We start from the raw sequence: 19,124 nt of genomic DNA, 5'->3' as shown, positions 1-19,124 counted from the left end.
AAACGTCAGCTCACGGAGCCGATGCGCTCGACGCGCTCGTTGACGCCGTTACGGAGTTCGCTGAGCGTCGTACCGGGCGGGGCCGTCGTCGGTGTGGACGACGGGGGCTGTGTCTCGTCCGCGCAGGTCTTGCCGGAGGCCGGCACCTTGCGGTTCACCAGGTAGTCGATGACCGCGTCCGTCGCACAGGCACTGCGGCCGAACGCGGTGTGGCCCTCGGCCTTGAAGGTGAGGAGCGAGGCGTTGTCGAGCTGCCGGGACAGCGCCACCGCGTCCTGGTACGGGGTGTCCGGGTCGCCGGTGGTTCCGAGGACGAGGATCGGCGCCGAGCCCTTCGCCCGGTAGGAGCCGTCGTAGCGGCTGACGTGACCACCGGTCCACTGGACGCAGGCGGTGGCGTGCTGGTGGTCGTACGTGGGAGGGCCGTACGCCATCGCCGGGCCGAGCAGCGGCGCGGCCTTCGCGAAGGCGGTGACCCTGCGCTTCAGGAGGCGCAGATCGCGCGGGTAGTCCCGGTCGACGCACTCGACTGCCACGTTCGGGCCCAGGAAGTCGAAGCTGGCCGGGGACGGCGGCCTCAGCAGGAAGGACGTGTTGTCCCGCAGCTGGGCCTTGCGAAGCGCCGCGCCGAACTCGGGCCAGATGACCTTGCCCTCGTTGATGTTGAACATCAGCCGGTAGACCAGCGTGTAACCGTTGGCCTGGCCGCCGTTGGCGGTCTGCACCGGGTTGGCGTCCAGGTCGGCCTTCAGCTTCTCGAACGCCGCGCGCGGATCGCCGTCGCCGAACCCGCAGGTGGCCTGGTCCGCGGCGCACCAGTCGAGGAAGCGGCCCATCGCGCCGTCCAGCGCCAGGTACTGCGGCCGGTCGTAGGAGTAAGGGCGGTTGGCGTAGTGGACGGGGTCGTACGCGCCGTCGAGCGCCAGGGCCCGTACCCGCTTGGGGAACATGGCGGCGTAGACGGTTCCGATGTACGACCCGAACGACCGCCCGTAGTAGGTGAGTTGCTTCTCCCCGAGCGCCTCCCGCAACAGGTCGATGTCCCGGGCGACGTATTCGGTGCCGATGTAGGGCAGCAGCTCGCCCGTGTTGTCGACACAGGCCTGGTCGAACTCGGCGGCCTGGCGCAGCGCCGGCTCGTAGGCGTCCGGGCCGGGCACGCCCTTCGCCTCCGTGACGGCTCGCGTGTACCTCGCGTCGTCGAAGCAGGTCAGCGGTGAACTGCGGCCGACGCCACGGACGTCGTAGCCGAAGACGTCGAACGAGTCGCGCAGCGCGGCCGGCAGATCCGCGTAGTTGTTGCGTACGAAGTCGACACCGGAGTTGCCGGGCCCGCCGGGCTGCAGGAACAGCGTGCCCTTGCGCTTCGTCTGGTCCGCGGCCTTCTTCCGGACCACCGCGAGGGTGATGGTCTTGCCGTTCGGCTTGCGGTAGTCGAGCGGAACGTCGGCGTTCGCGCACTCGAAGCCGCCCTGGCAGTCGGTCCAGGCGAGCGACGGCACGGGCGGCTTCTCCGGCGTCTTCGAGGATGCCGCGACCTGGCTGGCTGTCCCGGTCACGGCGGTCATGAGGGCTGTCAGCGCGACTCCGACGGCGGTGATCCGTCCGAATCGTCTTGGTCTGCTACGTGGAGCGGTCATTTTTTCCTTCCCCCTGGGTCAAGGTGTAGCCAAGCACTCACCGTGCACAGTGAGTTCGGCTATCTGAACAGAGGGAATTGAGGCAAGAACGGTGCCACGCCGACCGACAAACTTTGATTGCTCCCGCTCGCGCGCATGGAGGCACGCATGGCAACAGACAACGCCCAGCCCCGGATCGAACCGCTGACCGTCGAGAAGTGGGCCCCCGAGGTCCGCGCCGTCTGGACGGCGGACAGCCTCAAAGGCAACGAGGACAAGCTGCCCGCTCATCTGACGCAGCTGCCGGACACGCTCAACCTCACGCGGATCCTCGCCCACCATCCCGAACTGGCAGTCGCCCTCTATCCGCTGTCCACCCTGGTCAACGCGGGCCTGCTGTCACCTCGGGACCGCGAACTGGTGACACTGCGCGTCGCTCTGCGCGGCGGGTCCGGGTACCTGTGGTCCCACCACTACGAGACCGCGCAGGCGGTCGGTGTCACGGAGGCGGAGGTGCTGCGCACCGCCGATGATCCGTCGGCCGCCGACTGGAGCCCGCACGAGGCCGCGCTGATCACCGCCGCCGACGAGATCTGTGACGCCTCCGTCATCGGCCCCGCCACCTGGAAGGAGTTGCGTCGCACCTACGACGAGGCGCGGATACTGCAACTGCTGGCGCTCGTCGGCACCTACCGGTTTCTGGCCACCGTGCTCAACACCGCGGGGGCCGCGCTGGACGAGTGGCGTCCCGAACGCCCCTTGCCGTCCCTGACCGTCCCGACGGAACAGCGCCCGGCTCGATGAGCACGCCGGTCAGCGGGATCGCGGCCGACACGTCTGTCCCGTCGGTCCGCCCCCGCGTCAGGTGGAACCCGGATGACTGCCGGGCCCGCTGGTGCGGTGGGAGAGAGGCGTGGGCGAGAGGGTGGTGTCCTCCTCGCCGGGCTCCAGGAGGGTGTTGGCGGCGCCGACGATGAGGGGATCGGGGGTGCCGACCGCCTCGGGGTCCTTGCTGGTGTAGTCGACGCGCGACAGCAGACTGCGCATGGCCTCCAGCCGGGCACGACGCTTGTCGTTGCTCTTGACGACGGTCCAGGTGGCGCGTTCGGTGTCGGTGGCGCGGAACATGTCGACCTTGGCCTCGGTGTAGTCGTCCCACCGGTCCAGCGAGGCCAGGTCGGTGGGTGACAGTTTCCACTGGCGTACGGGGTCGACCTGCCGGATGGCGAAGCGGGTGCGCTGCTCGGCGCGGGACACGGAGAACCAGAACTTGACCAGCAGAATGCCGTCGTCGACGAGCATCCCCTCGAAGGCCGGGCACTGCCGCAGGAACAGTTCGTACTCGCCCTTGGAGCAGTAGCCCATCACCCGCTCCACGCCGGCCCGGTTGTACCAGGAGCGGTCGAAGAAGACGATCTCTCCCGCCGTCGGCAGATGGGGGATGTACCGCTGGAAGTACCACTGGCCGGCCTCCCGCTCGGTGGGCTTGTCCAGGGCCACCACTCGCGCGCCGCGGGGATTGAGCCGTTCGGTCAGACGCTGGATCGTGCCACCCTTGCCCGCCGCGTCGCGCCCCTCGCACACGACGACCACGCGTGCACCGGTGTCCTTGACCCACCGCTGGAGTTTGAGGAGCTCGATCTGCAGGACGCGCTTGTTCTGCTCGTACTCCTTGCGGCTGACCTTGTGGTCGTAGGGGTGGTTCTCGCGCCAGGTCTTGAGCGGTCGGCCGGTCCCGTCCAGCAGGATCGGTCGCTCTTGCCTGCTGGTGTCCACGGTCAGCCCGTCCAGCAGCCTGTCGGCCTGGTCAGCCCTCATCCCACCACTCCCGCGTAAGCCCTGTGCACCTGTGCATGTGCCTGTGTGTGTCTGTGTACCGAGTTCTGGAGTGCGCGGTCCTTGCCCGGCGCGGCCTCGCCGAGGTCAGAACGGCATACGGCCACGGGTACGACGGCCCGCCGAACCACTACGGCCCACGGCGCGGGAACTCGTGTGGAACGGCTTGCTGAGAATCCTGCCCAGGACGCCGGGCGCCTTGCCGCCGGCCCGCGCGCCGGCGCCGAGCGAACGCTGCGTGCCGCGTTCGGGGCGGCGGGACAGGCGCGGAACGAAGAAGGCCAGCACGGCCAGCACCACACACAATCCGATGACTCCGGCAATGATCACGAGTCGGCTCCCTCTTGTCCTCTTGCTTGACTGGTCGGGAGACCCAAGTGCCCCGTCACGTCGCCTCTATGTGTGCGGCGATTCGTTCCCGTATCTCCGTTTCAACGACAAAACAACGGTAACTCCAATAAATATGGAGATACACGGCACGGATTAGGAGGCTCCGATGTCAACAGGGACGCTCCTGGCGATCATCATTCCCATCGTCGTGGTGATCGCCCTGGCGGCTGTGGCGACCTGGCTGCTCATGCGCCGCCAGATGCTGCGCGAGCGCTTCGGCCCGGAGTACGGACGCACGGTGGAGGACGCCGACAGCCGCATGGCCGGGGAGCGTGAGCTCAGGGCGCGTGAGAAGCGGCACGACTCGCTGGACATCAAGCCGCTGGACAGCAGGGTCAGGGACCGGTACACCCAGGACTGGACCGGCGTACAGGACGAGTTCGTGGACCGTCCGGAAGACGCCGTGCACGACGCGGACCGCCTGGTGACTTCCCTGATGCACGAGCGCGGCTACCCGACGGAGGACTTCGAACAACGGCTCAAGGACCTGTCCGTCGAGCACGGCCGCACGCTCGAGCACTACCAGGCCGCCCACGACGTCAATGTACTGAGCACCCGCCACGAGGCGACCACCGAACAGTTGCGGGGCGCCATGGTGCACTACCGGACCCTGTTCGACGAGCTGCTCTCCGACGGCGGCGAACCCCGCCACGCCCGGGCCTGAACGGCTCGGTGACCAGCCCGTCGCCCCGATCCGGGAGTCCCTGGCGTCCGGGAACGGAGAAGACATGCAACGCGAAGACCTGCCGGACAACGCCACCTCGAGCGGCCTGTCCACCGACGACCTCGCCCATCCTCGCGACACGTACACCGGGGACGGGACAGCAGACACGTCGGCCGAGGTACCGACCTTCCCCGGCGAGAGCACGAGCACGCCGAGCGACCGCGCCGAGGACGAGCCCGAGGGGGCCGGCGGGTCCGGCACTCAGGACGACATGATGGAACCCGATTCAGGTGCCCCGCGGCACCAGGCCGAGGACCGGGGCGATCGCGCCGAGGACGAGGCACCCCAGCTCCTCACCCCGGAGGACGAGGAAGGCTTCCGCACACGCTGGCAGGAGGTGCAGAACGAGTTCGTGGACGACCCGCGCGACGCCGTGCACACCGCCGACGCCCTCGTCGCCGAGGTGATGCAGAAACTGGCCGCCACGTTCGCGGACCATAAACAAGAACTGGAAGGACAGTGGAACCGGGGCGAACAGGCGAACACCGAGGACCTGCGGCTGGCACTGCGCCACTACCGTTCGTTCTTCAACCGCCTGTTGGTGACCTGACCCGACGCGCCCGCAGCAGGCCCTCCCCTCCCCCATCCCTGGCGCCGATTCCGTCGTGCGGGTGGTTTGCGACCGCGCGCCCACGGGTCCGGCCGGACCTCCCGGAGACTGACCCGGGGCGGTGCGAGCCGCCGGGGAGGGGGTCTCATGACGGACAGCGGAATCCTGGTCGCGGTGCGGGAGCACCATCGGGACGAGGGGATCGGCTCCGAGCAGTGGGCGCGAATCGGTGAGGCGATCCGCTCGCGGGGGTTCGACGTCCGGTGGGCGGCCGGTGCGGCCGACGCCGAAGCGGTGTTACGTACACAGGCGGGACTGACGGCAGCGCTGGTCGCCTGGGACCTGCCGGGCCCAGCGGGCGAGGACGGCGAACCGGGGGGCGCCGCCGTGCTCCGCTCGATCGGCCGGCGGTTCCAGGATCTGCCGGTCTTCCTGGTCATGAAGGACGACGGCGTACGCGATCTGCCGCTGTGGGTGTCGGAGCTGATCGTCGGCTACGTATGGCCGCTGGAGGACACCCCCGGTTTCATCGCGGGCCGTGTCACCACCGCCGCCGGTGCCTACCGGGAAGCCGTTCTGCCGCCCTTCTTCCGGGCGCTGCGCCGCTTCGACGACGCGCACGAGTACTCCTGGCACACTCCGGCCCACTCCGGCGGTGTCGCCCTGCTGAAGTCGCCCGCGGGCCGCGCCTTCCACGACTACTTCGGAGAACGGCTGCTGCGCAGCGACCTGTCGATCTCCGTCGAGGAACTCGGCTCACTGTTCGAGCACACCGGCCCGATCGGCGAGGCCGAGCGCAACGCCGCCCGGGTCTTCGGCGCGGACCTCACCTACTTCGTGCTGCACGGGGACTCCACGTGCAACCGCGTCGTCGGCCACTTCAGCGTCACCCGCGACGAGATCGCTCTGGTCGACCGCAACTGCCACAAGTCGGTGCTGCACGGGCTGGTCGTCTCCGGCGCGCGCCCGGTCTATCTGATCCCCACCCGCAACGGCTACGGCCTGGCCGGACCACTGCCCCCGGCGGAGCTCACCCCGGATTCGGTCGCGGCCAGGATCGCGGCGAACCCGCTGACCCAGGATGCCGTCGCGCCCGGCGCCCAGTACGCCGTGTTCACCAACTCGACCTATGACGGCCTGTGTTACGACGCGTCGACGGCGGCGCGGGCGTTCGCCGGGAGCACTCCCCGGCTGCACTTCGACGAGGCGTGGTTCGCCTACGCCCGCTTCCACCCCCTGTACGCGGGCCGGTACGGCATGTCGGTGGACGAGGACACGTTTCCCGGTCCGGACCGGCCGACGGTCTTCTCCACCCAGTCGACCCACAAGCTGCTGGCCGCGCTCTCGCAGAGTGCCATGGTCCATGTCAGGCCCGCGCCCAGGGCACCGGTCGAACACGACCGGTTCAACGAGGCGCTGATGATGCACGGCACCACCTCGCCGCTCTATCCGATGATCGCCTCGCTGGACGTGGCGACGGCCATGATGGACGGGCCGCAGGGCCGCTGGCTGATCGACGAGGCCGTGACCGAGGCGGTCCGCTTCCGCCAGGAGATGGTCCGCATCGGGCGCCGTATCGAGGAGGCCGGCGACCGGCCACCATGGTTCTTCGGCGTGTGGCAGCCCGAGACGGTGACCGACCCGGGCACCGGCGCACGCCTGCCCTTCGACGAGGCCCCGGCCGAGCTGCTGCGCACGGAGCCGTCCTGCTGGCACCTCGAACCCGGCGCCGCCTGGCACGGATTCCCGGGACTCACCGACGGCTACTGCATGCTCGACCCGATCAAGGTCACCCTGACCTGCCCCGGCATCGACGCGACCGGTGGGACAGCCGAGTGGGGCATCCCCGCACGCGTGCTCACCGCGTATCTGGCCACCCGTCACATCGTCGTGGAGAAGACCGACAGCTACACCACCCTCGTCCTCTTCTCCATGGGAATCACCAAGGGCAAGTGGGGCACCCTCCTCGACGCCCTGATGGATTTCAAAGCGCTCTACGACGAGGACGCTCCCCTCGACCGGGTACTGCCGGCACTGGTCGCCGAGCACCCGAGGCGCTACGCCGGCCAGACCCTGCGCGACCTGTGCCGGCACATGCACGACCACCTGCGCGAGGCCCGCCTCGTCGACCTGCTGGACACGGCCTTCCAGCAGCTGCCGGAGCCCGTCGCGCCGCCGCAGCTGTGCTACCAGCGCCTGATCCGGGGCGGCACCCACCGGGTACGCCTGGTCGAGGCGCCGGGCCAGGTGGCCGCCGCCATGGTCACCGTCACCCCGCCGGGCATCCCCGTCCTCATGCCCGGCGAGAGCGTCGGCGCCCCTGACGGCCCCCTGCTGCGCTATCTCACCGCTCTGGAATCGTTCGACCGCCGGTTCCCCGGCTTCCGCAGTGAGACCCACGGCGTGACCCTCGACCCCGACACCGGTGACTACCTCATCGAGTGCATGCGGCCCACGGCGGACCGAGCCGTGACACCGGCCCAGCGCAGCCGCACGGAGGAGGCGCGAGGGCGCCCCTGACGGCGCGACATCCCGACGGGGCGGGCAGGACGGGCGAGCGCCATGGACGGCCGGTCATCGTCTGCGTACGGCGGGCGGGAGAGCCTTGGGAACGACCCGCCCGCCGTGAGCGGCATTTGGCGTCGACACGACAGTTTCGCCACGCATAGGACTGGACCAATCCCGCACAGCCCCCCATGACAACGTCGTCGCCTCGGGAGGCCGACCGTGCCGGGAACCTTCGTCAGGGCCAGAGCCGCACTGGCCGCCGTACTCCTCGTGGTGGCCCTGACGCCCACGGCCGAGGCGGCGGTCGGACGAAAGACCGCCCCCGTCGCCGACGCCCGGCCGGAGGTCGCCGCACCCGCGGCGAGCTGGACGCCGCCACTCAGCACCCGGGGGCGCTGGATCGTCGACGCGAACGGCGACCGCTTCAAGCTGAAGTCCGGCAACTGGCACGGCGCCAGCGGCACCTGGAACGGCTCAGGGGGCCCGGACAACGACGCAGACCATCACTCCGGGGAGAACTCCGGCAGGATGCCGCTCGGGCTGGACCGGGCACCCATGGCCGAGATCATCGCCGGCTTCCGGGAGATCGGCATCAACAGCATCCGGCTGCCCTTCTCCAACGAGATGATCCACGACAGCCGTCCCGTCACCGACGCTTCCGTGGCCGCCAATCCCGCCCTGCGCGGCAGGACCCCGCTCCAGGTGTACGACGTGGTGGTGCGGGAACTCACCGCCGCCGGGCTCGCGGTGATCCTCAACAACCACACCAACACCACACGCTGGTGCTGCGGAGTCGACGGCAACGAACGCTGGAACGCGAGTCGGTCCACCGAGACCTGGGAGAACGACTGGCTCTTCATGGCCCGGCGCTACCGGGACAACCAGCGCGTCGTCGGCGCCGACCTCTACAACGAGGTACGCCGCAACATCCTGGACGACCCCAACTGGGGGTCCGGTGACGACCACGACTGGTTCGCCGCCTCGCAGCACGTCGGTGACCGCATCCTCACCGAGGCCGACCCCGACCTCCTGATCATCGTCGAGGGCATCAACTGGACCGGCGTCCCCGTCGACGGACTCCCCCACGAACGCCCCACCCTGGAGCCCGTACGCCGCCTCTCGCACACCCTCGTCGACTCCGGCAAGCTCGTGTACTCCGCCCACTTCTACGACTACACCGGCCCGAACCACAGCGGCGCCACCGGCACCGGCGAGACCAGTGACCCCCGCTACCGCGACCTGAGCCCGGCCGAACTGATCAGAGTTCTGGACCGGCAGGCCTTCTTCGTGACCGCGGAGACGGACAAGCACTTCACCGCGCCCCTGTGGATCAGCGAGTTCGGTGTCGGCGGCCGGGACGAGACCGGAAGCAAGCAGCGAGCGTGGTTCGAGAACTTCGTCGACCAACTGATCCGCACCGACGCCGACTTCGCGTACTGGCCGCTCGTGGGCTGGCACGAGAACCGCGAGGGCAACGGCTGGGCCCTCCTGCACTGGGACGCCGAAGGTCACCGCATGGGCGTCCACGACGGCGACGACTGGCGGGCCGCTGCCTGGACCCGGCTCATCGGGGCCCCGGGTCGCACCGGCCCGGTGGCGCGCGTGACGGACTGGTCGCTGCTCAGCCCCGACCACGGCGACTTCGTCCAGTCGCGGCGGATGCGGGCGCTGCCCGACTGGGACTCCGGCGCCCGCAAGTCGGTGTGCCCGGACGGACAGCGGCTGCTCGGCCTCAGCCACACCGGCAACCGGGGCCTGTGCTCGGACGTGTCCACCGGCCCCCTGTGGGATCCGGCCGGCGGACATGTGGTCGTCGTCGACGAACGCTATGTCCGGCCGGGCGGCGACTGGGCGTCCGGATACACCAAACTCCAGTGCCCCGACGGCCACTTCCTGACCGGCTACAGCGTCCGCGGCGCCGCCGTCTCCGCCGCCCTGTGCGCTGCCCCTCCGGTCGGGAGGCTCGGCGCCGGCGGACGTACCGTCTGGTTCGACCGGGGCGACAACCGGGGCTCGGCCGCGAAGGGCGGCGACTTCGCCCAGGGCCACTACAAGGGCCAGTGCGCGGACGACGAGTACGCTGCCGGGATCGCGTACACGGCTCGGGTGGGCTCGGCACGGACCCCGGACGCGCTGTACTGCCGGAAACTGGCCTGAGCTGCGGCGTCGGCCGTGGCGTGTCCTACGTACGAGCCCTTGGCACGAGTTCTTCGTACGGCGCCCCCGGTCCGGTACTTCACGACACCGCCGCAGGCCGTACGGCGTGGGTCGTCTCGTGGGGAACCAGGCAGCTCTCCAGAAACGCCAGGGCGCGCAGGTGGTACGAGCGGGCGGCCCAGCCCAGGCTGATGTTGTGACCGGCGTCCGGCTGACGGTCGACGGTGACTCGAGGGGCGGCGACGAAGTGTGCGGCCAGGTCGGCCAGGGTGTCGCCGTCCTGGCGCCACCACGCCTCGTGCTCGGCGAACGTCAGTCGCACCGGGACCCTGACGCGCGGCGCGACGGAGCGGAACAGGCGGGGCCGGCTCGCGAGTTCGGCGCGTTCGCGTGCGGGCATGTCCTCGGCCCTGGAGCGCGCGCCACTGAACGTGCCGGGCGGATAGAGGCTCAGGGGGCCCCAGTTCTTCGCCGACCGGCCCCGGTCGAGCAGGACCGACACCTCGTGCGGGTCGACGGCGTATTCGTGACCGCAGCCGGAGATGTCGAGGCCGAGCAGCCCGGGCGGGGTGTGGTCGGCGGCTGCGGCCAACGCCACGTTGCCGCCGTAGGAATGCGCCAGCAGGAAGAAGCCGCAACCGGTGGCGAAGCGGGAGGAGAAGTCGTCCAGGGCGGCGCGCAGAGCTGCGCCCTGGTCCAACATGCCCATCCCGTGCGGTAGTCGGGTGGCCGAGAGGCGGTAGCCCGGGCGGTCCACCGCGACGACGGTGTAGCCGAGGGCCGCTCCCAGCGTCAGCAGTGACAGCTGGGGATGGGCCCGGCCGTCGAAGTAGTCGGCGTTCGTACCGCTGTTGTGGACGGCGACCACTACGGCCCGGGCGGGCGCCCCGACGGGTTCGCTGATCAGCGCGGACAGGGGAATGCCCGCAGCGTCCAGCGTGATCCGGCGTACGCCACTGGAGGCCGACGCCTGGAACGGCAGGATCACCTTCGTCGCCCTCGACCCGCACCGGGCGGCGGAAGGGGAACGGCGGAGGAGGCCCCCGGACGGGCTACGGGCCGCGGTGGGCCCCGCTACCCCACTGCCCTCGTCGTCCGAGACGCCCCGGCGTATCTCCTCGGAGGTCGCCACGGCCGACAGCACCGGGGCGGAGTTCAGGATGGCTGACTGCAGGTCCCGTAAGTGCGCGGAGGGCTCTATCCCCACCTGTTCCATCACCTGCGCGTAGAAGGACCGGTAGCCGGCCAGCGCCTCGGCCACCTGGCCCGACCGGTACAGGGCGATCATCCGCTGGTACTGCAGCGTCTCGTTCAGGGGGTGCAGACCGGCCAGCGCGTTGAGTTCGGGGATCAGGTGCAGATCACCCCCCTGCCCGAGACAGGCGTCCAGGCGCAGGATCTGCGCGGAGAGACGCACCTCCTCCAGCTTCACCGCGCAGGCGTCCAGGACCGAACCGCGCCGGACGTCGACGAGAACGTCACCGCGCCACAGCGCGAGTGCCTCGCCGAGGAGTTCGGCCGCCTCCGCGTTCCTGCCGTTCCGCATGTACTGGTGCCCGGCCTCGACGGACCGGGTGAATTCCTCGAAGTCCTTCCGCATGGACTGCGGAGCACTGAAAAGATATCCACGGTCGTAGGTCACGATGAACCCTTCGGCACCATCGCATTCCCGTACCGCCCCGGCGGCCCCCGACCGCGCCTCCCTGAGCGATTTCCGAAGCTGCAGAATATAAGTCTGCAGCGTGGTGGAAAGGCTTTTCGGAGGAACTCCCGCCCAGACTTCCTCGACGATTTCGGATACCGGCACCACAGTGTTCGCACGCATGGCAAGTAACGTGAATATCTGCCGGATCTTCGGCGCGGAGGGAACCACCGATTTCCCGCCCACACGCATTTCGAGCGCACCAAGAACATTCAATTCCACCAGCGTCCCCCATCCTCCCCAGGATCGCCGTCTCTCCCCATGGCGACGGGATTACTCTACCGAGCCGCAGAACCGGAAAGACAAAGGAATACAGGGGGTACGCGTTGGGTACCCCCTGCCGCAGAACGAGCAAGAACCGGACAAAACGAGGATCGCACTGTCCTGGGATTTTACTCCGACTTGACCAGTCAATCCGACCGCGAACACCGCTATTGCAAACAGGGTCGAATACGCGCCAGGCAGTGACCGAAAGAAATGGAGCCTTCCGGCCGCCGGACCTCGGTACGCTGCCTCAGTACGTCGTCGCGGACTGCTGCAACTGGGCCGCGAGCGACACCAGCAGTGCCTCGTCCGCGTACCGCGCGCCCAGCAGCACGCCGATCGGCAGGCGTTCGGCGTTCCGGGTGAGCGGGACGGTGATCGAGGGCATACCGGTGAGGTTGTGGACCGCGGTGTACGGCATGAACGCGGTCATTCTGGCGAACTCGGCCGCCGGATCGGCGTCGTCGCGCAACTCCCCGATCCGCACCGGCGGTTCGGCCAGCGCCGGGGAGAGGATCACGTCGTACGCGACGAAGAGCAGGTCCGTGAGCATCTGCCCCAGGCCCCGGAAGGTGGCGAGCGCCGTGTGGTACTCCCGCGCGGACACCCCGGCGGCGGTCTGTCTGAGCCAGGCCGTGAAGGGCATCAGCTCCCCCTCGCGCTCCGGCTCCACCTCGTACGACGCCGCCTCCACCGACCAGACCCGGGTGAACGCCTCCAGGACACCCCCGTCGGGGGGCATCTCCAGTTCCTCCACTTCATGGCCCAACGCGGCGAGGGCCGCCGCCGTGCTGTCGAGGGCGTCCTCGCAGTCGGGGTGCAGCACCGCGCCGGGCACCATGGGCTGCCGCAGCAGCGCCACGCGCACTACACGGGGCTCCCGGCGCGCGTGCTCCAGCAGGGACACACCCCCGGCGTGCGCGGGCGCGGTGTACACGTCGCCCGGCATCGGCCCCGCCATCACGTCGACCAGCGCCGCCGCGTCGGCCACCGTACGGGCGAGCGCACCGTGTACCGACAGCCCTGTCACGTCCGGGCGCCAGGGCCCGTTGCTGATCCGGCCCCGGCTCGGCTTCAGTCCGACCAGGCCGCAGACGGAGGCCGGGATGCGTACGGAGCCACCGGCGTCGGTGCCGTGCGCGAGGGGCGCGAGGCCCGCCGCGACGGCCGCCGCCGCGCCGCCGCTGGACCCGCCGGGCGAACGCCCCGGACTCAGTGGGTGTTGGGTCGGCGGGCCGAGCCTGTTCTCCGTGTAGCAGGGCAGCCCGAACTCGGCGGTGTTGGTCTTGCCCAGCATGACCGTGCCGGCGTCCCGCAGCCGGGCGGCCACATGGTCGTCGGTGTCGCTGACATGGTCGGCGAAGGCCGCCGAACCCCAGGTGCACCGCACCCCCTCGACCTGGACGAGGTCCTTGATCGGTACGGGTACCCCGTGCAGCACTCCCAGCCGCGTACCGTCCCGACGCGCCGCCACAACCTCCCGCTCCGCGCGTTCCGCCTGGGACCGGGCGAGTTCCGCGGTGACCGTGAGGTACGCGCCCAGTTCCTTGTCGGCTTCCTCGATACGACCGAGGTAGTGGTCGGTCAGTTCGACCGGGGACAGCTCGCCCTCGGCGATCGCGGCGGCCTGTTCGAGCGCCGTCAGCTCGTGGAGTTCGGACATCGCGTCAGCTCCCCTTCCGGCCGCGGGCCAGTCTCAGCAGCCCCGGGGCCAGGGCGGCGAGCGCCGCTGTCCGGCGCAGCCGGGTCGCCATCCGGAGTCGTGTGGAGCGGATCTGCTGGTGCACGTCGATGTACACCTCGGGGCGCACGGTCGCCCCGGAGAGCAGCTTCACCACCATGTGGGAGGTGATGGCGCCGAACACCATGGCGACATAGGTGACCTGCGGGAAGCTGTAGTCGGGCCGTCCCAGGTTCGCCCGCACCTCGACGAGCATCTCCACCGGCACGTATCTGAGCGGCACGGCCCGCAGCAGCAGCTGCCAGGAGGTCAGCCGGTCCAGATCGGCCTCGGATATAGCTCCGTCGAACGGTTCCCTGATGTACCGGTAGTCGTAGCAGCGCACGTACTGGGCGCCCGCGATGTCCCACCCGGTGACCAGCGGCAGCCGCCGTTCGACGGCGACGCGGTGAAGCAGGTGCTTGGCCCGCCAGCCGTCCATGGTCGTCACGTCCACGCCGTCCACGATGACGTCGCAGTCGTCGACCAGCGCCTTCACCGTCTCCTCGCCTACCCCTTCCGGGAAGACCCTGACGTGGGCGTGCGGGTTGATGGCCGCGACCCGCTCACCGGCGACCGTGGCCTTGTTGCGGTCGATGTCGGTGGCCGCCGCGCTCTGCCGGTTGAGGTTGTTCACCTCGTACGTGCCCGGGTCGGCCAGGACGAAGGAGCGCACCCCCAGCCGGGCGAGTGGCTCGACGGCCGCTCCGCCGATGGACCCGCAGCCGGCGACGAGCACGGTCGCGCCCCGCAGTACGGCCTGCTCCCCGATGCTGACAACACCCTTGTTGCGGGTGGTCAGTTCCCCGTAGAAGTCCTTCTCCTGCGCCTCGCCACCACTGCTCATCTACGACGCCTCCTTCATGCGGTACGCGCCCGTCCTGCGGGCGGTCATGGCGGCGACCAGTTCCATGAGAGTCATCGCGTCCGGGCCGCCGCCGAGGTAGTCCTCGATGAGGTCCATGTAGTCGCCGAGGTCGGCGTGGACCGGCGCCACGAAGGGAACGGCGATGACGTCCTGGTCGTAGATGGGAGCCATGAGGTCGGTCTCGGGCAGCCGGGGCGAGGTGCCGCGGTCGATCTGGAGGTCGAAGCCGGTGAGCCGGAAGTGCCGTATCGCCACCTTCTCCTTGGCGTCGCCCAGCATGAGGCGCATACGGTCCCCGGCTCCCGAGATGACCCTGCCGAGGCCCAGCAGCAGATGCCAGGGCACCCGTTCGGTGGCGGGGCCGGGCGGCAGTTCGAGGTCGCGGACGAACCGCTTGATCTCGAAGGCCTGGTGCGTGCCCACGTCGTCGGCTGCGAACCGGCCCAGCAGGTCGATGTCGTGCGCCGCCTCGGTGGAGAACCGGCCGCGGCCCGGATGGTCGAGCGGCATGGAGACCGGGTCCTGGGAGCAGCCGAGGCTGATGTAGCCGCGGATACGGCCCGTGCGGGTGCACAGGCTGACGGTGTGGACGTTCTGCACACCCGGCGGGTGGCGGACCGTCTCCCGGAAGACCGCCCGCTCGTACACGAGTTGGGGAGACATCCAGCCGAGCCGGAGGTACTGCACGAGCCTGAAGCCCATGATGCCGTTGAGGTAGCGCAGCGGGAGCTGGTCGTCCTCGACGGTGAGGGTGATCAGCTCGTCCCTCGGGTCGTACACGGAGTAGAGCGGGTCCCCGAGGACATGGTCGGGCAGGGAGCGGAAGTCCAGGGTGGAATGGAGCCTGATGATGTCCGAGACGTACCGTTCCCGCTCCCGCTCCGGTAACCGTTCCGGCGTCTCCACCGCGTTGTCCGTGCCGGCCGTGTCGGTCATATCGGCTCTCCGGCGGTGTAGAGGCTCTCGGTGATGGCGAGGGCCAGCACCTCGGGCGTGCCCTCGTAGATCCGGGCGCCGTAGGCGTCGCGCAGCCGCTTCTCCATGCCGAAGGACTTCACGTAGCCGCGCGCTCCGGTGAGGGACATGGCCATGTCGGTGACGTCGATGGCGACGCGGTCCGCGAAGAGCTTCGCCGCCGCCGGTTCGTACTGGGGGGCGGGGAGTTCGTTGTCGACCTTGTGGGCGGCCTTGAGATAGAGCAGCCGCGCCGCGTCGACCTTCGCGGACATCTCGGCGAGCTTGGCGGCGGTGAACTGGTGCTCGCGCAGCGGGCGTCCGCCCTGGACGCGGGTGTCGCACCACTCCAGGGCCTGTTCGAGGGCGCCCCGGGCCACACCGACGGAGATTCCGGCGACGGAGGCGCGAGCCATGTTGCTCTGCGCGATGTTGATGGCCATGCCGTCGCCCTCCTCGCCGATCATGTTCTCGGCGGGGATGCGGACGTCGTGGAACTCCAGTTCGCTGCCGAGGCAGAGCCGGTATCCCATCTTGTCGGCCACCGGTCCCCGGACCACACCGGGGAGGTCGAGCGGCACCATGAACGAGGTGAGGCCGGTGGCGCCGGGCGCGCCCTCCATGTTGGCGAACACCGACGCGAACGCGGCGACCTGGGCGTTGGTGATGAACCTCTTCTTACCGTTCAGGACGTAGTGGTCGCCGTCCCGGCGGGCGGTCATCACGTCGCGGGCGTGGACCGCGTTGGCCGGGATGATCAGGTCGCAGCCCGCCTCCTCCTCGGTGACCGCGTTGCACGCCAGGACCGGGGCGTCGCCCGAGAACATGGGCAGGAACCGGGCCTGGAGCCGCGGGTCGCCGGAGAGCAGCACCGGGGTCTGACCGAGCATGGCGGCACCGAAGATGAGGGCGGTACCGGCGCAGACGGACGCCACCTCCTCCAGCGCGACCGAGCAGCCGATCATGCCGAGGCCGAGACCGCCGTACTCCTTGGGCACGGCGACGCGAGTGAGGCCCAGGGCGTGCCCCTGGGCGACCATGTCCCAGTCGAAGTCGTCGGCGGGCGCCGTGTCGAGGGCCGTCACCCGGGGTGCCACGACCTCGCGGGCGAATTCCCGTACCTGGCGGCGGAGTTTCTCCACCTCGCCGGGAAAGACGTCGAAATTGAGCTCAAGTTCGTCGTTGTTCATCATGTCGGTCTCGAAACTCCGTAACTCGGATCCGATTGAGGCAGGGGGCTTGCCGAAGTGCCGCGTCGCGAGGTCCGCCGGGCACTGGAGGGCGCGCGCTCTCAGACGGGAAGCCCTTCCTGGGCCGCCAGTTCGGGATAGCGGTCGAAGGCGGGCCGCAGGATGGGGACAAGTTCCAGTACCCGGGCGACCTTTCCCCGGATACGCACCTTTCCGGTGGCGATGGCGGTCGGCATCATGAGTTTGCCGAGCCAGAGCTGGTGCGCCGTGTCGGACGTCATCTTGATCCTGATCGTCGCCTCCTCGGGTGCGTCGGCGCCGACCCTCAGGGCGTCCGCGGACACGTGGATCACGCAGTCCGGGTTGGTCTGGGTGAGCCGGATGGACAGGTTGCTCGCACGCAACTGCGAAGTGAACTGTTCGTCCTTCAACAGGATTTCGAAGAGAGTGCCGAAGACCCGCTCGGCCACTTCGGTCGACTCGAAGACAGTCATGGTTCATTCTCCCGTCACATATTCCCAACAGCGAATCTCCGCTGAGGCGTTGACCGCATCATAGGAATCACCCACGGTCCGGACGGGAGTATCGACAGGGCGGGAAAAGGAAGGGGAAGGAGTATTGAAAGAGAGCGCGTTCCCTGTATCACTTCCGGGGAATCGAGGCGAAGCGGCGCGACGAGCGCACGGAACGGATTCCCGCTCACCGACCCCCTCGGCGCAGGTACGGCGCGACGCGGAACCGCTCCACCCGATCCGGGCACTACTGGGCGTTCGGGCCCCGGGCACCGTAGATTGAAGGGGTGACAGCCGACCGATCCCGCACCTCACAGGAATGCCTCGTCTTCGGCCCGCTGGAGAACGAGATCATGGAGGTCCTGTGGCAGGCCCCCGAACCGATGACCGTCCGGGAGGTCCTCGGCGCGCTCAACACCGGCCGTGAGACCCCGCTGGCGTACACCACCGTCATGACCGTGCTGAGCCGCCTCGCCGAGAAGGGCGCGGCCAACCGCACCAAGGCGGGCCGGGGTTACGCGTACACCCCCTGCGTCACGGACGAGGCGGCGATGGCCGTGCGCGAGGTCATCCGTGACTTCGGCGTGAGCGCGGTCGGTCACTTCCTCGACGAGATCCGTAACGTCCCCGACCTGCGCGAGCGCTTCGAGAAGCTGCTGCACGAGGGCCCCGGCCACTGAGCCGAGCCGCTCGGCACATCGAGCGGGTGGCTGTCTTTCTGGATTACTTCACCATCACCACCCACCCCTGCACCCACGACCTACTATGCTCCCGTAGTAGATGCATGGGGCGCGGCATCCGGTGCGGGACGCCCCTCTGACTGGAGGTGCGTAGTGAACGGGGCATTATCGGCGGGCGCGCCCGTGCGCGGACGCGGACTGATCATGACGGTCCTCGGCTGCTGTTTCCTGATGGTGATGATGGACAACACCATCCTCAACGTCGCCCTGCAGACGATCCAGCAGGACGTCGGCGCGACCAACGCGGAACTCCAATGGGCCCTGGACTCCTACATCCTGTTCTACGCGGCCCTGATGTTCTCGTCCGGAATCCTCGCCGACGCCTTCGGCCGGCGTCGCGTCCTGGTGATCGGGTTGGTCGTCTTCGGCGCGGCCTCCACGTTCGCCGGCTTCGCCGACACCCCCCAGCAACTCATCTTCTGGCGTGGGGTCATGGGCGTGGCCGGGTCGGTCGTGCCGCCCGCCACGCTCGCGGTGATCAATGACATCTTCGCCCCGGAGGAACGCGGCAAGGCGATCGGCATCTGGTCGGCGCTGGGCGGTCTGTCCATCGCCCTCGGCCCGATCGCCGGCGGCTTCCTGCTCGAACACTTCTGGTGGGGCTCGGTCTTCCTCATCAACGTGCCCATCGCCGCCGTCTGCGCCGTCCTCCTCCTGGTGGTCCTCGCCGAGTCCCGCTCGGCGACCAGGCCACGCATCGACATCGCCGGCGTCCTGCTGTCCATCGCGGGCATCGGCGCCCTGGTCTACGGGGTGATCCGCGGCGGCGAGACCAACGACTGGACCAGCGTCGAGGTCCTGGGCACGATGGTCGCCGGCGTGGTTCTGCTGGCCGTACTCGTCCTGTTCGAGAGTCGCACGGCGCAACCGGCCCTGGACGTCAAGCTGTTCCGCAACAAGTCCTTCGCTGCCGGTACCGCGAGCCTCGCCCTCTCCTTCTTCGCCCTCACCGGCGGCACCTTCCTGATGGTCTTCTACGTCCAGGCCATCCGCGGTCACACCCCCCTCGAACTCGGCCTCATCCTGCTCCCGGTGGCCGTGGGCGCCGTAGCTTCGGCCATCCTCAGCAACCCGCTGGCCACGCGCTTCGGCCCCAAGGCCGTCGTCACCACCGGACTGGTGCTGCTCGCCCTGTCGTTCACCGGGCAGGCAGGCATCGGCGCCGACACGGCGCTCTGGTGGTACGAGATCCTGCTCGGGGTGTCCGGCTTCGGCCTCGGCCTGGTCATGGGCACCACGACGACGACCACGATGGCCGTGGTGGCACCCGAACAGGCCGCCATCGGCGCGGGCGTCAACAACACGCTGCGGCAGATCGGCGCCGCGCTCGGCGTCGCGGTGCTCGGCTCGATCCTGTCCGTCTGGTACCGCGACGAACTGGGCAGCTCTG

Annotated in this window: 16 protein-coding genes and 1 pseudogene; 7 read left to right on the top strand and 10 right to left on the bottom strand. The window is 69.4% G+C overall.

From position 1 onward, the window contains the following. Positions 1-5 precede the first annotated feature (5 nt). The gene (locus STRTUCAR8_RS04130; RefSeq protein ID WP_006374168.1) at positions 6-1,640 is read right to left on the bottom strand and encodes an alpha/beta hydrolase; all 1,635 of its coding nucleotides are present in this window, start codon (positions 1,638-1,640) and stop codon (positions 6-8) included. Positions 1,641-1,787: 147 nt separating this feature from the next. On the opposite strand from STRTUCAR8_RS04130, the gene STRTUCAR8_RS04125 reads away from it, so the two are divergent. Next, positions 1,788-2,423 carry a carboxymuconolactone decarboxylase family protein gene (locus tag STRTUCAR8_RS04125; protein WP_006374171.1) on the top strand — a complete coding sequence of 212 codons (636 nt, stop codon included), beginning with the start codon at positions 1,788-1,790 and terminating at the stop codon, positions 2,421-2,423. A gap of 57 nt (positions 2,424-2,480) precedes the next feature. Here STRTUCAR8_RS04125 and ppk2 read toward each other — a convergent pair whose 3' ends face one another. Together ppk2 and STRTUCAR8_RS04115 are read right to left on the bottom strand one after the other, a co-directional pair. Beyond that, entirely contained in the window at positions 2,481-3,437 is a 957-nt protein-coding gene (gene ppk2 / locus STRTUCAR8_RS04120) for a polyphosphate kinase 2 (protein WP_006374167.1), read from the bottom strand. Positions 3,438-3,542: 105 nt separating this feature from the next. Further along, positions 3,543-3,785 carry a DUF6411 family protein gene (locus tag STRTUCAR8_RS04115; RefSeq protein WP_006374156.1) on the bottom strand — a complete coding sequence of 81 codons (243 nt, stop codon included), beginning with the start codon at positions 3,783-3,785 and terminating at the stop codon, positions 3,543-3,545. A gap of 166 nt (positions 3,786-3,951) precedes the next feature. Between STRTUCAR8_RS04115 and STRTUCAR8_RS04110 the strand changes: the two genes are divergently transcribed. From STRTUCAR8_RS04110 to STRTUCAR8_RS04095, 4 genes are all read left to right on the top strand, one after another. Continuing rightward, a complete protein-coding gene (locus STRTUCAR8_RS04110; protein ID WP_006374161.1) occupies positions 3,952-4,509 on the top strand; it encodes a hypothetical protein in 558 nt (185 codons plus the stop codon). A gap of 64 nt (positions 4,510-4,573) precedes the next feature. Then, the gene (locus STRTUCAR8_RS04105) at positions 4,574-5,119 is read left to right on the top strand and encodes a hypothetical protein (RefSeq protein WP_006374162.1); all 546 of its coding nucleotides are present in this window, start codon (positions 4,574-4,576) and stop codon (positions 5,117-5,119) included. Between the two features lie 147 nt (positions 5,120-5,266). Next, the gene (locus STRTUCAR8_RS04100; RefSeq protein WP_006374166.1) at positions 5,267-7,639 is read left to right on the top strand and encodes an Orn/Lys/Arg family decarboxylase; all 2,373 of its coding nucleotides are present in this window, start codon (positions 5,267-5,269) and stop codon (positions 7,637-7,639) included. Positions 7,640-7,846: 207 nt separating this feature from the next. Next, a complete protein-coding gene (locus STRTUCAR8_RS04095) occupies positions 7,847-9,784 on the top strand; it encodes a glycoside hydrolase family 5 protein (protein WP_006374159.1) in 1,938 nt (645 codons plus the stop codon). Between the two features lie 79 nt (positions 9,785-9,863). On the opposite strand, the gene STRTUCAR8_RS55335 is transcribed toward STRTUCAR8_RS04095, so the two are convergent. The 7 genes and pseudogenes from STRTUCAR8_RS55335 to STRTUCAR8_RS04065 form a co-directional block, all read right to left on the bottom strand. Beyond that, a complete protein-coding gene (locus STRTUCAR8_RS55335) occupies positions 9,864-11,426 on the bottom strand; it encodes an alpha/beta fold hydrolase (protein ID WP_006374170.1) in 1,563 nt (520 codons plus the stop codon). Between the two features lie 66 nt (positions 11,427-11,492). After that, positions 11,493-11,678: pseudogene (locus STRTUCAR8_RS55555) on the bottom strand (AfsR/SARP family transcriptional regulator); the annotation flags it as partial. A 322-nt stretch (positions 11,679-12,000) separates the two neighbouring features. Next, positions 12,001-13,413 (bottom strand): amidase, encoded by a 1,413-nt coding sequence (locus STRTUCAR8_RS04085; protein ID WP_006374169.1) that lies wholly within the window; start codon positions 13,411-13,413, stop codon positions 12,001-12,003. 4 nt (positions 13,414-13,417) lie between these two features. Continuing rightward, a complete protein-coding gene (locus STRTUCAR8_RS48145) occupies positions 13,418-14,317 on the bottom strand; it encodes a HesA/MoeB/ThiF family protein (protein WP_006374165.1) in 900 nt (299 codons plus the stop codon). Further along, positions 14,318-15,274 carry a hypothetical protein gene (locus tag STRTUCAR8_RS04075; protein WP_006374157.1) on the bottom strand — a complete coding sequence of 319 codons (957 nt, stop codon included), beginning with the start codon at positions 15,272-15,274 and terminating at the stop codon, positions 14,318-14,320. Continuing rightward, the gene (locus STRTUCAR8_RS04070) at positions 15,271-16,485 is read right to left on the bottom strand and encodes an acyl-CoA dehydrogenase family protein (RefSeq protein WP_006374163.1); all 1,215 of its coding nucleotides are present in this window, start codon (positions 16,483-16,485) and stop codon (positions 15,271-15,273) included. The genes STRTUCAR8_RS04075 and STRTUCAR8_RS04070 overlap by 4 nt, the downstream gene beginning before the upstream one ends. A 98-nt stretch (positions 16,486-16,583) precedes the next feature. Further along, entirely contained in the window at positions 16,584-16,976 is a 393-nt protein-coding gene (locus tag STRTUCAR8_RS04065) for an SCP2 sterol-binding domain-containing protein (protein ID WP_006374158.1), read from the bottom strand. Positions 16,977-17,281: 305 nt separating this feature from the next. Between STRTUCAR8_RS04065 and STRTUCAR8_RS04060 the strand changes: the two genes are divergently transcribed. Together STRTUCAR8_RS04060 and STRTUCAR8_RS04055 are read left to right on the top strand one after the other, a co-directional pair. Beyond that, positions 17,282-17,674, top strand: a complete 393-nt coding sequence (locus STRTUCAR8_RS04060; RefSeq protein WP_006374164.1) for a BlaI/MecI/CopY family transcriptional regulator — start codon at positions 17,282-17,284, stop codon at positions 17,672-17,674. Positions 17,675-17,827: 153 nt separating this feature from the next. Then, positions 17,828-19,124: MFS transporter (locus STRTUCAR8_RS04055; protein ID WP_006374160.1), on the top strand; the 1,297-nt coding region annotated here is incomplete at its 3' end.

Origin of the sequence: Streptomyces turgidiscabies Car8, assembly GCF_000331005.1 — a bacterium.
Classification (GTDB): domain Bacteria; phylum Actinomycetota; class Actinomycetes; order Streptomycetales; family Streptomycetaceae; genus Streptomyces; species Streptomyces turgidiscabies.
The sequence above is the reverse complement of the archived record's forward strand: the minus strand, read 5'-3'. Positions and strand labels throughout refer to the sequence as shown.